Source organism: Comamonas sp. FUJ_7 (assembly GCF_057369555.1).
In genome coordinates this window covers 198,629-210,602 of record NZ_JBXXZI010000002.1, presented here as the reverse complement: position 1 = coordinate 210,602, position 11,974 = coordinate 198,629, and the positions used below count along the sequence as shown (strand labels likewise).

The following is an 11,974-nucleotide window of genomic DNA, read 5'->3' as shown; positions in this document are numbered from 1 at the left end:
ATGAATATGAAAAAACACAAACAACAAGGCTTTACGCTGATCGAGCTGATGATCGTCGTGGCCGTGGTCGGCATTCTCAGCGCCATTGCCTACCCGAGCTATACCGAGTACGTGCGACGCGGCCATAGAGCCGATGCACGCGCGGGTCTGCTGCAGGCACAACTGTGGATGGAGCGAGCAGCCACTGCAACCGGGGTCTATCCCACCACCCTTCCTGACACGCTGACTTGGTCTGCTGATACCAGCAAGCGCTACACCATAGGTCTTGCTGCAGGCAATACCAATGCGGCATTCACCTTGACAGCCATGCCCAAAAATCCCGGCCCGCAAGCCTCCGACAAATGCGGCACTTACACCCTAACCAACACCGGGCTACGCGGTGCAGCCGGAAAGCAGCAAGGAGACCAGGGATACGACGCCGACTGCTGGGGCAAGTAAGCCCTGCCCTGTGCATTACCATCACGGGCATGACACCCTCTGCCCACTTCATGAACAAAGCGCTTGAGCAGGCTGCCCAGGCGCTTTTTCTTTCCTCTCCCAACCCGCGCGTTGGCTGCGTGATCGTCGATAACGGTGGCCAAGTCGTCGGCCAGGGCTTTACCCAGCAGGCAGGCGGTCCTCACGCGGAAGTCATGGCACTGCGCGATGCCGCGGCCAGAGGCAATGATGTGCACGGTGCTACGGCTTATGTGACGCTGGAGCCCTGCTCGCACCAGGGACGCACGGGGCCTTGCTGCGATGCGCTGGTTGCCGCTGGCATTGGCAAGGTCGTGGGTGCGCTGACCGACCCCAACCCACAAGTCGCAGGACGCGGCTTCGAGCGGCTGCGTGCAGCCGGCGTGGAGGTCGAAGTGGGCATCGGCGCAGCTGAGTCTCGCGAGCTCAATCTGGGATTTTTCAGCCGCATGATCCGCAGCACGCCCTGGGTACGCATGAAAGCAGCCAGCTCGCTGGACGGCGTGACGGCATTGCACAACGGCACCAGCCAGTGGATTACCTCTGCGCCAGCGCGCGCCGATGGCCATGCCTGGCGAGCACGCGCCTGCACCATTCTGACGGGCATTGGCACTGTGCTTGAAGACAACCCGCGCCTGAACGTACGCGAGGTGGAAACACTGCGCCAGCCACGCATTGCCGTGGTGGACAGCAAATTGGACATGCCACTGGATGCTCATGTTTTAAAAGCACCTAGCGGTTGCCTTATCTACACTTCAAGCCAAGATCAATCCAAAATTAAGGTTCTGCAAGCGCTAGGCGCTACAGTTATTGATATGCCCAATGCTGCAGGCAAGGTTGACCTGGCGGCCATGCTGCGTGATCTGGCTCAACGCGGCACCAATGAGCTGCATGTCGAGGCTGGTTTCAAACTCAATGGCTCATTCATTCGTGAAGGTCTGGTGGATGAGTTTCTGTTCTACCAGGCCCCGAAGCTTCTAGGAACCGGGGCCATGGGCATCGCCAACTTTGGTCCACTCGATGCGCTGATCCAAGGGGTTGATCTGGAGTTTCATGACATCACACGCCTGGGTCCTGACCTGCGCATCATCGCCAGAGTTCAAGGACGAGATCAGTTCTAGCACCGCCTGCGTCCGACACACGAAACCGTCCACCATCGGTTACAACGCAGCCATGGCTGCTCCATTGACCTCTTACCCCCGCCTCTCACTTTTGAAATGCTGGATGCTGCTTGCCTGCACTGCGGCGGCCGTACTGCTGTCCGGCTGCAGCACCTCTTTGCCCAAAGAGGTTCAGCGCCCTGTCAGTACCGCTCTCAGCCAGCCCCAGAGCACGCGCCTGGGTCTCTTGATTGCGCAAAGTCGCCCGTCAAAATCCAAGCCTGACACATCGGCATTCACGCTGATCTCTGGTCCCAAGCATGCCCTCAGCAGTCGCATGGCGCTGGTGGAGAACGCTCAAAAAACCCTGGATCTGCAGTACTACGCCATTCACGCCGACCAAAGCACCGAGCGACTGCTGCGCGCTGTGGTTCAAGCCGCAAAGCGCGGCGTGCGCGTGCGTGTGCTGCTGGATGACTTCCACAGCACCGGTGCCAATGCACAAGTCATGCGTCTGGCGTTTGTGCCCAATGTGGAAATGCGCATGTTCAACCCTCTGGCTGGTTCACGCGCCTCGTCGCTGGGCCGCGCCTGGACCTTGCTGACCGACTTTCAGCGCGCTCAGCAGCGCATGCACAACAAGCTCTTCATCGCCGACAACACCATGGCCGTCATTGGCGGGCGCAATCTGGGCGATGCCTACTTTGATGCGTCCAACGACGGCAACTTCATCGACCTGGATGTGCTGACCGGCGGCCCTGTGGTCAAGGAGCTCTCGCACAGCTTTGACCGCTACTGGAACAATGTTCGCGCCTACCCGGTGCAATCACTGATCAGCGAGCAGGAGCTGATCAAGCTCAGGCAGCAGTTTGCCCAGGAAGACTCCCAGACAGAACCGGAGACCTCTTCTTCATCCTCAAACGCTTCCCCTCACCCGCAGGAAGAGCCGCCCCTCAATCTTCAGAAAATTCCATGGATCTGGGCCCAGGCGCTGGTACTGGCAGACAGCCCTGCCAAGATCCCCACGGAAAACCAGGAAGAGGCTCATGCAACGCCCCTTCTGGAGCCCACATCCAAAGGCAGCACCAACACCCCACCACTCGCTGCGGTGCCTGCTTTGCATGCAGAGACCGTGGTCGATGGCCTGCTGGCCTTGATTCGCTCCGCCAAGCAAAACCTGCTGGTGGTCTCTCCGTACTTTGTGCCAGGCCCTGAAATCATGGATGCCTTTGCCAGCGCCCGCAGCAAAGGGGTGCGCATCCGGGTGCTAACCAACTCACTGGCATCCAACGACGCCCCATTGGCACATGCGGGCTACGCGCGTCATCGCAAAGCTTTGCTGGAGATGGGCATTGAGCTGCACGAGATGCGCAGTGAAGCAGCCAATCTGCGCTCCGCCATGCGCGCCGGTGGCACAGGCTCAAGCTCCGGCAGCAGCCCTGGGGCTTCGCGTGCCATGCTGCACTCCAAGCTGCTAGTCATTGATGGCCGACTGGTTGCCGTAGGTTCCATGAATCTGGACATGCGCTCACGCTTGCAGAACACGGAAATTGCCATACTGGTTGCAAGCCGCCAATTCAGTCAGCTGGCCAGCGACAGCATTGATGACAGCCTGCCCGAGAACAGCTGGAAGGTTCAACTCGATCAGAATGGTCAGCTGATCTGGCGCGCCCCTGTGGACAGCGGGCTCAGTGACGCCCATTCGGAGCCCGATGCCAGCTTGGGACTGCGTCTGATGCTGTGGCTACTGGGACCACTGGCTCCAGACAGCCTGCTGTAGATTGCAGCTGCGGCCAGACCCATTCTTGCTCCAAGTCGCGCGTCAACAACGCCTCCACCCAGTCACTGATGGCCGATTGATCGGTCTGCGTGCGCACTTCCTGATAGGCCTGCTCGGCCTCGGGAAAGCGTCTGCGCATCAGGTTCAGCCACTGCTTGAGACGCCCCGCCCGCTGACGCGGCTCCAGCCCTTCACACACCATCTCCCAAAACCGCTGCACCTGCGGCACCAGCTCCTGCCAGTCAATGCCTGCCGCTGTAGTGACTCCGCCCTGCTCTACAGCCCGGCGCACCGCCAGCGCCAGGCCAGGGTCCGCCACAATACCGCGTCCCAGCATCAAGTCGTCGCAGCCAGAGAGCTCACGACAACGCAAGGCCTCTTCCACCGTCCAGATCTCGCCATTGGCCACCACATTCACACGCACCGCCTCGCGAATGCGCGGAATCTCCTCCCAATACGCCGGAGGTCGATAGCCGTCCAGCTTGGTTCTGGCATGAACCACAATTTCGCAAGCTCCGCCGCTTTCCATGGCCTGGGCGCACTCTGTCATCAGCAGGCGATCATTGAAGCCAAGGCGCATCTTGGCCGAGACGGGCAGGTGCTCAGGCACCGCCTTGCGCACAGCCTCCACCACCCGCACGATCTGCTCAGGATCCTGCAACAAGGATGCGCCACCGCCGTGACGGTTGACGACCTTGGCCGGACAGCCAAAGTTCAAGTCAATGCCCTCAGGCCCCAGGCGTGCCAGGTTGGCAGCGTTCTCAGCCATGCTGACGGGATCGGAGCCCAACAGCTGTGCTCGCACGGGCACTCCTGCCAGCGTCTTGCTGCCATTGCGCAGCTCCGGCATGGTGCGCAGATAGACCTTGTCGGGCAGCAAGGTACCGCTGATGCGGATGAACTCCGAGACGCAGCGGTCAGCACCGCCCACGCGGGTCAGCACATCGCGGAGCACAAAATCCAGTAACCCCTCCATGGGGGCAAGCAGCAGTTTCATTTCAATGTCAAAAATATGGCTATAGGGCTTATCCAGCAAGCGCTTACAGCTATCAATTCAAAAGCAGGCAGCAAGATGAACTGCAATAGCAGACAGATGCACTGCGAATTGGCTCCAATTCACACCGCTGTCATGGTCTGCACATGCAATAGCGCATCAGAACTTGTATTGCGTCAGACAACAAAAACCATGATTTTGCAAAAAACCGCCAAGGCCCAGGAGGAGCTTCAGCCTGGTTCGCGCCAGCTACCTCAGCGTGCACGATCCTTACTGCTGCTGGCTGGTGGAAAACGCCTTGAGGAGATTGAGGCCATGCTGGGCAGCGATCATGCAGCACTGACCCAGCAACTGGTGGAGCAGGGATATCTTCAACTGGTTTCTGCCTGCACCACCAAAAAGCGCAACCCAGCCATTCACCCGGCTGCCTCTCTTGCCAAAGTCGCGGCCACTCCCGCTCCAGTCCCCGACCAGACAGCAGCATCTTCGCCTCCTGCCATCAACATGGCCGGAACCCGCATGTATCTGTTTGACATGTGCGAGCGTCTGTTTGCCAACCGCCACGAGGCTCTGGCCCAGTCCTTGCGTACCCAGCTGCGCGAAGCCAGAGACTTGAGCAGCTTGCGCAGCGCAGGCATCAGTCTGCTGACTGCCGTGCAGGAGTACGCGGGAGAGGAGCGCGCCCAGTCGCTGCGCGAGCGACTGGCTGCCCTGCTGTCTTATGAGGAAGCTGACGAGGTGGCTGCCACAGCCCTTGAAAGCGCTACGACGTAAGCCATATCAGCCCGGTTAGGCCGCAGCCAAACGCCAGAGCGAAGTCACTTCGGCTGCTCTGGCCACGTGCAATGGGTCTTCCTTGTCCTGCGCCTTGCCATGCTGAGGTCGAATATCTTCGCGCCCCAGCACCTTGAGGCCAGCTGCCTCAATCCAGGCCTGTAACTCTTCACGGGTGCGCAACTTCAAGTGCTCGGCCAGGTCGGAAATGATGAGCCAGCCTTCTCCGCCGGGCAGCAGATGTGCCGCCAAGCCCTGCAAAAAACCGCGCAGCATGCGACTGTCTTCGTCATAGATGGCCTGGTCCAGCAACGAGGCTGCCTTGCCCGGCAGCCAGGGCGGATTGCAGACAATCAGGCCGGCCTTTCCCTCGGGGAACAGATCGGCACGCAGGAGCTCCACCTTGGAGGCTTGACCCAAGCGCTGCAGATTTTCAGCGGCGCAGCCCAGAGCGCGCTCGCTCATATCAGTGGCAACCACCAACTTCACACCGCGCTTGAGCAACAGGGCCGTGAGCACCCCCGTGCCGACACCGATATCCCAGGCCTGAGCCATACCGGCCGCCGGAATCGGGGTACGCGCTACCAGATCAAGGTACTCGCCACGCACGGGCGAGAAAACGCCGTAATGCGCATGAATGCGGGCGCCATCCAGCGCAGCGATCTCCACGCCCTTCTTGCGCCATTCGTGAGAACCAAGCACACCCAGCAGATCGCGCAGCGGCACCAGAACGGATTGCGCATGTGCTTCAGCTGGAACTGCGCCCCATGCTTCAAGGCAGGCCTGACTCCAGTCCGGCGCACGGCGCAAGACGCAATGCCACTGGGCATCCAGCTCAATCAGAATACTGCCCAGCATGCGCGCACGCTGGGCCTGGGACTGTCGATACAGATGGAATGCGTGAGGAAAGCCTGCCGGCACAGTGCCAGATTTGCTGGCTTTGCCACTTTTGCGCTGGGATTTCTTGTCCAGACGACGACCCAGCGCCAGCAGCAGTTGACGGGCATTCTGGAAGTCGCCTCGCCACAGCAGCGACGCACCTTCGCTGATATGGCGAAACGCCGTATCAGCGGGCATGGTGTCGTCGGCAAGCTCTATGCGGCGAGGTTTGGGCAAGCTGCTTTCGGTGCGCCACAAGGCTTGTTCGGCCTTGTCTTCGTTCTGCCATTGCAGCAGTTCGAAAGCAGTTGCGGGAGCGGTGACTGAGGCCGCGACATTGTTCTTGGGGGTCTTCACGGCCTGTCTTTCAAAGCAACGGCGATCAGCCGTTCAGAGGGCGCTTGACGCGCACTTCTTCAATCTTGATGCTGCCAATCACAGCCGTCTTGGCCGTGGACATCTCGCGCTTGAAGCCTGCCATCTCATGGAAACGCAGGGCACGCTCGTTGCGCAGAGGAATCCAGGCTGTCACATTGGTGCAGCCTTCTTCCAGCAAACCATCGCGTGCGGCATCCCACAGGGCAACGCCAACGCCTTGGTTCCAGTGAGAAGGTGCGGCATAGATGGCCCAAATCTCACCAGTAGTCTGACGAGATTTTTCATCACGGGAGCGGTCAAAACCGACAAAGCCCACGATTTTGTCGCCATCGATGGCGACCTGAACCTGAGGCTCACAGTATTCAATAGCTTCGCGCCAGTAAGCCTGACGCTTTTCAACCGAGGACATGGCCTTCAGTTGATCATCGGGAACCAGACCTCGATAAGCCTCCAGTGCGGAAGCAGTATGGATCTGGGCAATCGCTTTTGCATCGCGAAGAGTAGCGGGACGGACCTGGATACTAGACATGGAAAAACCGGGACGGAAACATGTAAGAATAGAAGGGCGTAATTGTCTACAAATTCAAAGTTTTGGCACGCATCATGGTTGTTAGCCATTTGCTCAACTGCGGCTGTTTGCAATTCCTTGCTATGCCGCAATCTATGTGCTATGCGCTCCCCTAAGCAGAGCAGCAAGCCTTTACCCATCAAGGCTTTGCCTCACATTTGATGACATTTAGCGCCAAGACTTGATGTCACACCCCCTGCTTATGCGACCATAAAAGCTGCCGAAAGCTCACAGCCAGCGTCGCATGAACTCCATCACACGATCGAATTTGTCTCCGAACGGCGGATAAAGGAGTGCAGTCGCTGCCCAGCGCGACTGCACGAAAACCGCCTTCTGATGCACAAAGCGCAAAAAACCCTGCTCTGCGTGATAGGCGCCCCAGCCGCTCTCCCCCACACCGCCAAACGGCAGGTTTTCATGGGCGACATGCAGCAAAGTGTCATTCACGCAGACACCGCCGCTGACGGTGCGCATCAGCACCGCATCGCGCTCAGACTCATCATTGCCAAACCAGTACAGCGCCAATGGCCTGGGGCTGGCATTGATGGCATGAATCACATCTTCAATACGTTCATAAGAGATCACAGGCAGGATAGGGCCGAAGATCTCCTCCTGCATGAGCTGCATTTCGCCTGTCACGCCAAACACCAGTGCTGGCGCAAGCTGCCGCTCCACGGCCTCCCCCCAGGCTGTGGCATCCCCATCGGAAGCAGGAGCCACTGCCTCATGCATCCAATGAACCTGCGCCCCCAGGCTTTCCGCTTGTCGCAGCATCTGCTTGAGTCGTGCCAGATGGCGCTTGCTAATGATGGCCGTGTAGTCGGGATTGCCAGAGATACGTGGATACAACTGCTGAACTGCCGCTTGGTAGGCATCTGCAAACTCCTGCTCACGCCCACGCGGCAGCAACACATAGTCGGGAGCAATGCAGGTCTGCCCGGCATTGACCAGCTTGCCATAAGCGACTTTGAGCGCCACGGCCTGCACGTCACAGTCCTGCGCGACGATGCAGGGCGACTTGCCTCCCAGCTCCAGCGTGGTTGGCGTCAGGTGCACAGCTGCAGCCTGGGCCACTCTGCGCCCCACCGCGGTAGAGCCCGTAAAAAACAGATGGTCGAACTGCAGGCCTGAGAACTGTGTGGCGACGCCCACATCCCCTTCGATGACAGAAAACTCTTCAGGAGCGAAGTACTGCGCTACCAACTCCGCCATCTTGGCTGAGGTATGAGGCGTCATTTCGCTAGGCTTGAGCATCACGCGATTGCCCGCTGCCAGCGCTGTGATGGCGGGAGCCAGTGATAGCTGCAACGGATAGTTCCAGGGCGAGATGATGCCCACGACCCCAATGGGCTGGCGCTCTACCCAGGCCTTGCCTGGCTGCAGCATGAGCGGCGTGCGCACACGTTGCCGCTTGCTCCATTTCGGCAGATGCTTGAGCGTATGCCTGAGCATATTTCGCACCAGCATCAGATCCAGCATCTCGGTCCAGCGCTCAGAGCGGACACCAAAGTCCTGCTCTACCGCAGCGCACAGTGCCGAGCCGTTTTGCTCCAGCATCTTCTGCAAGCGCAGCAGCCTTTCACGCCGCACCAGCAAAGGCACATCAACCTGCGCCCGGCTGGCTTGATACTGCAAGTCAAAGATACGGTGCAAGTCCATGTTATTCATGCCTGTCTAAAAAACCCAAGATCACAATCTCGACCATACCGCGAGACTGCGTAAACACCGCGTAAAAAAAGAGCCTGCAACACTGCACAGGCTCTTGAGTTTTGACCGCTGCGCGAAGCTGCGACCTGTGGATTGGCAGACGGGACTCAACGCATGAGCCAAGCGCCCCAGCTGGATTTAGAACGTGCCGACGATCTCCTCGCGCCACGGCTGCGGAGAGATCGCCAACACGTTCTTATGACTCCTGCACTTCTCGCGGCTGCACATCGGTGACCTCGCCAGAACCTGGCAAGACACCACGGCGAGAGCGGGTCTCACCACGGGCCTCTTTTTTGGCGTCTGCATTGCCTGACGATTGCGCCATCCACTCTGCACCCGAGCGATACACCGTCTGCCAGCCTGCAGACGGGCTCATGGAGCCAAAGCTCATTGGCACGACGGGTTGACCTGTGAGCTTGGCCCACAGGGCACGCAAACCCCAGGCCGCAGCGATCAAGGCAGCCACTGCCAGCAGGCACAGAAAGAACACCAGGCCCACCAGCATCAGCATGATGCGGACAGCCCAACGGGTTGCGGTCGTGGCGAAATCGTTCAAAGCAATACCTCTTTCTAGGGTTCAAAACCTCAGGCGATACCTGCGGATTCGAACCGGAATACCCCGGGATCATTCACCGGGTCTACTTTCACGGCAATCGTACTCTTGGGCGGGAACTTGCCTTCAAGCAACAACTTGGACAGCGGGTTTTCAATACGCTGCTGAATTGCGCGCTTGAGCGGACGGGCACCGAACACAGGATCGAAGCCTACCTTGGCCAACTCGGCCAGGGCTTGTTCGGACACCTGCATGCTCAGCTCCATCTTCTGCAGACGGCTCTCCAGCAACTTCAACTGAATCTTGGCAATCGCCTCGATATTCTTGGCATCCAGGGCATGGAAGACCACGGTTTCATCGATACGGTTCAAGAATTCGGGTCGGAAATGGTTTTTAAGTTCCCCCCAGACCGCTTCCTTCACATCATTGGCATCCTCACCCACCATGGCTTGAATCAAATGTGAACCAATGTTGCTGGTCATGACAATGACAGTGTTCTTGAAGTCCACCGTACGCCCCTGACCATCGGTCAGACGGCCATCATCCAGCACCTGCAGCAACACATTGAAGACATCGGGGTGGGCTTTTTCCACCTCGTCCAGCAGCAACACACTATAGGGCTTACGACGCACGGCTTCCGTCAGGTAACCGCCTTCTTCATAGCCTACATAACCGGGGGGGGCTCCGATCAAGCGTGCCACAGAATGCTTTTCCATGAACTCACTCATGTCAATGCGCACCAAGTGCTCTTCGCTGTCGAACAGGAAACCTGCCAGCGCCTTGCACAGTTCGGTCTTGCCCACACCCGTGGGGCCCAGGAACAGGAAGGAACCGGTGGGACGATTCGGATCGGACAGGCCCGAGCGCGAACGCCGGATGGCATTGGCCACAGCAGCAATCGCCTCTTCCTGACCCACCACACGCTCGTGCAGCTTGGCCTCCATGTGCAGCAGCTTGTCTTTCTCGCCCTGCATCATCTTGGCCACAGGAATACCCGTGGCACGGCTGACCACCTCGGCGATCTCTTCGGCACCCACTTGTGTACGCAGCAGCTTATGCGCCGTCTCTCCATCCTGGCCTTCTTCCTTGGCCTGGGCTTCATGCAGCTGCTTTTCGAGTGCTGGCAGCTTGCCATACTGCAGCTCGGCCACCTTGTTGAAGTCGCCTTTGCGCTTGAACTCTTCGATCTGGATGCGCAACTGATCCACTTCCTTGCGGATCTGCTCCGAGCCCAAGGCGCTGGCCTTTTCAGCCTTCCAGATCTCCTCGAGGTCGGCGTATTCGCGCTCCAGGCTCTCCAGCTCTTCCTCGATCAGTTGCAGACGTTTTTGCGAAGCCTCGTCCTTTTCGCGCTTCATGGCTTCGCGCTCGATCTTGAGCTGAATCATGCGGCGCTCGAGCTTGTCCATCACCTCGGGCTTGGAGTCCATCTCGATCTTGATCTTGGCCGCAGCCTCGTCGATCAGGTCAATCGCCTTGTCGGGCAAGAAGCGGTCGGTGATGTAGCGATGGCTCAGCTCTGCTGCGGCAACGATGGCAGGGTCGGTGATATCGACGTTGTGGTGCGCTTCGTACTTGACCTGCAGCCCACGCAAAATGGCGATGGTGTCTTCCACCGAGGGCTCGTCGACCATCACCTTCTGAAAGCGCCGCTCCAGCGCTGCGTCCTTTTCGATGTACTTGCGGTATTCATCGAGCGTGGTTGCACCCACGCAGTGCAGCTCGCCGCGCGCCAGCGCGGGCTTGAGCATATTGCCGGCATCCATGGCGCCATCGGCCTTGCCGGCGCCCACCATGGTGTGGATTTCGTCGATGAACAGGATGACGCGCCCTTCCTCCTGTGCCAGCTCCTTGAGCACGGATTTCAGGCGCTCCTCGAAGTCGCCACGGTACTTGGCACCGGCCAGCAAACCGGCCATGTCCAGCGACAGAACGCGCTTGTTCTGCAGGCTCTCGGGCACTTCGCCAGCCACAATGCGCTGGGCCAGACCTTCAACAATTGCGGTCTTGCCCACGCCAGGCTCGCCAATGAGCACGGGGTTGTTCTTGCTGCGACGCTGCAGCACCTGGATGGCACGGCGGATTTCATCGTCGCGGCCAATCACCGGATCGAGCTTGCCGATGCGGGCGCGCTCGGTCAGGTCCATGGTGTATTTTTTCAGCGCTTCGCGCTGACCTTCGGCTTCTGCACTGTCCACGTTCTGTCCTCCTCGCACCGCATTGATGGCTGCTTCCAGGCTGGATTTGCTCACGCCGCTTTGCTTGAGCAAGGCTCCGGCACGCGTGGCCGATCCTGCTGCATCGGCCAGCGCCAGCAAAAACAGCTCGCTGGCAATGAACTGGTCGCCACGCTTGAGCGCTTCCTTTTCGGTCGCCTGCAGCAGGCGGGCCAGCTCAGAGCCCACCTGTACATCGCCTTGCTGCTGCACACGCGGCAAGTCACCCATGGCCTGCTCGGCCAGATTTTTCAGTTGCTGCACATTGCCACCGGCACGCTGCAGCAAGGCTCGCGGGCCATCGTCTTGGCGCAGCATGGCCACCAGCAGGTGCAGAGGGTCGATGGTGGATTGATCCGCACCGAGCGCCAGAGACTGCGCATCGGCCAAGGCTTCTTGGAATTTGGTCGTCAGTTTGTCAATTCGCATGGTGTGTCGCTTTCGCTTCAATCAGATTCATTGCTGATTTATCTGATAGCCCGATGATGAATTTCAAGATCGAAATGGCAATAAAACAATGCAAAGACCGCAGTAAGCCGACAATTTGAGCAAGATCAAAGAGGCTGCGC

At 59.0% G+C, this 11,974-nt stretch carries 10 protein-coding genes; 4 read left to right on the top strand and 6 right to left on the bottom strand.

The genetic code is table 11. The features are described from left to right. Positions 1 to 6 precede the first annotated feature (6 nt). The 3 genes from AC2I9W_RS04690 (at position 7) to AC2I9W_RS04680 (ending at position 3,336) form a co-directional block, all read left to right on the top strand. Positions 7 to 438 (top strand): type IV pilin protein, encoded by a 432-nt coding sequence (locus AC2I9W_RS04690; protein ID WP_486408878.1) that lies wholly within the window; start codon positions 7 to 9, stop codon positions 436 to 438. A 29-nt stretch (positions 439 to 467) separates the two neighbouring features. Continuing rightward, positions 468 to 1,577 (top strand): bifunctional diaminohydroxyphosphoribosylaminopyrimidine deaminase/5-amino-6-(5-phosphoribosylamino)uracil reductase RibD, encoded by a 1,110-nt coding sequence (gene ribD, locus AC2I9W_RS04685; RefSeq protein ID WP_486408877.1) that lies wholly within the window; start codon positions 468 to 470, stop codon positions 1,575 to 1,577. A gap of 103 nt (positions 1,578 to 1,680) precedes the next feature. Continuing rightward, on the top strand, positions 1,681 to 3,336 hold the full coding sequence (locus AC2I9W_RS04680; protein ID WP_486408876.1) for a phospholipase D-like domain-containing protein: 1,656 nt from the start codon (positions 1,681 to 1,683) through the stop codon (positions 3,334 to 3,336). On the opposite strand, the gene AC2I9W_RS04675 is transcribed toward AC2I9W_RS04680, so the two are convergent. Then, positions 3,245 to 4,333, bottom strand: a complete 1,089-nt coding sequence (locus tag AC2I9W_RS04675; RefSeq protein ID WP_486408875.1) for a tRNA dihydrouridine synthase — start codon at positions 4,331 to 4,333, stop codon at positions 3,245 to 3,247. The two genes, AC2I9W_RS04680 and AC2I9W_RS04675, sit on opposite strands and share 92 nt — an antisense overlap. Positions 4,334 to 4,522: 189 nt before the next feature. Between AC2I9W_RS04675 and AC2I9W_RS04670 the strand changes: the two genes are divergently transcribed. Then, complete coding sequence (locus AC2I9W_RS04670; protein WP_486408874.1) at positions 4,523 to 5,104, top strand: hypothetical protein; 582 nt, start codon at positions 4,523 to 4,525, stop codon at positions 5,102 to 5,104. Positions 5,105 to 5,119: 15 nt separating this feature from the next. On the opposite strand, the gene AC2I9W_RS04665 is transcribed toward AC2I9W_RS04670, so the two are convergent. The 5 genes from AC2I9W_RS04665 to clpB form a co-directional block, all read right to left on the bottom strand. Further along, positions 5,120 to 6,340 carry a methyltransferase gene (locus AC2I9W_RS04665; protein WP_486408873.1) on the bottom strand — a complete coding sequence of 407 codons (1,221 nt, stop codon included), beginning with the start codon at positions 6,338 to 6,340 and terminating at the stop codon, positions 5,120 to 5,122. A gap of 25 nt (positions 6,341 to 6,365) precedes the next feature. Beyond that, positions 6,366 to 6,890, bottom strand: coding sequence for a GNAT family N-acetyltransferase (locus AC2I9W_RS04660; protein ID WP_034348967.1), 525 nt, complete (start codon positions 6,888 to 6,890; stop codon positions 6,366 to 6,368). Positions 6,891 to 7,157: 267 nt separating this feature from the next. Further along, positions 7,158 to 8,597 carry a coniferyl aldehyde dehydrogenase gene (locus tag AC2I9W_RS04655; RefSeq protein WP_486408872.1) on the bottom strand — a complete coding sequence of 480 codons (1,440 nt, stop codon included), beginning with the start codon at positions 8,595 to 8,597 and terminating at the stop codon, positions 7,158 to 7,160. Between the two features lie 235 nt (positions 8,598 to 8,832). After that, on the bottom strand, positions 8,833 to 9,192 hold the full coding sequence (locus tag AC2I9W_RS04650; RefSeq protein WP_486408871.1) for a hypothetical protein: 360 nt from the start codon (positions 9,190 to 9,192) through the stop codon (positions 8,833 to 8,835). Between the two features lie 29 nt (positions 9,193 to 9,221). Next, on the bottom strand, positions 9,222 to 11,834 hold the full coding sequence (gene clpB / locus AC2I9W_RS04645; RefSeq protein ID WP_486408870.1) for an ATP-dependent chaperone ClpB: 2,613 nt from the start codon (positions 11,832 to 11,834) through the stop codon (positions 9,222 to 9,224). Between the last annotated feature and the right edge of the window lie 140 nt (positions 11,835 to 11,974).

Excerpts from the sequence above, each read along its gene's own strand:
- AC2I9W_RS04690 (WP_486408878.1), top strand. The coding sequence starts at position 7 with ATGAAAAAACACAAACAACAAGGCTTTACGCTGATCGAGCTGATGATC.
- ribD (WP_486408877.1), top strand. The coding sequence starts at position 468 with ATGACACCCTCTGCCCACTTCATGAACAAAGCGCTTGAGCAGGCTGCC.
- AC2I9W_RS04680 (WP_486408876.1), top strand. The coding sequence starts at position 1,681 with ATGCTGCTTGCCTGCACTGCGGCGGCCGTACTGCTGTCCGGCTGCAGC.
- AC2I9W_RS04675 (WP_486408875.1), bottom strand. The coding sequence starts at position 4,333 with ATGAAACTGCTGCTTGCCCCCATGGAGGGGTTACTGGATTTTGTGCTC.
- AC2I9W_RS04670 (WP_486408874.1), top strand. The coding sequence starts at position 4,523 with ATGATTTTGCAAAAAACCGCCAAGGCCCAGGAGGAGCTTCAGCCTGGT.
- AC2I9W_RS04660 (WP_034348967.1), bottom strand. The coding sequence starts at position 6,890 with ATGTCTAGTATCCAGGTCCGTCCCGCTACTCTTCGCGATGCAAAAGCG.
- AC2I9W_RS04655 (WP_486408872.1), bottom strand. The coding sequence starts at position 8,597 with ATGAATAACATGGACTTGCACCGTATCTTTGACTTGCAGTATCAAGCC.
- clpB (WP_486408870.1), bottom strand. The coding sequence starts at position 11,834 with ATGCGAATTGACAAACTGACGACCAAATTCCAAGAAGCCTTGGCCGAT.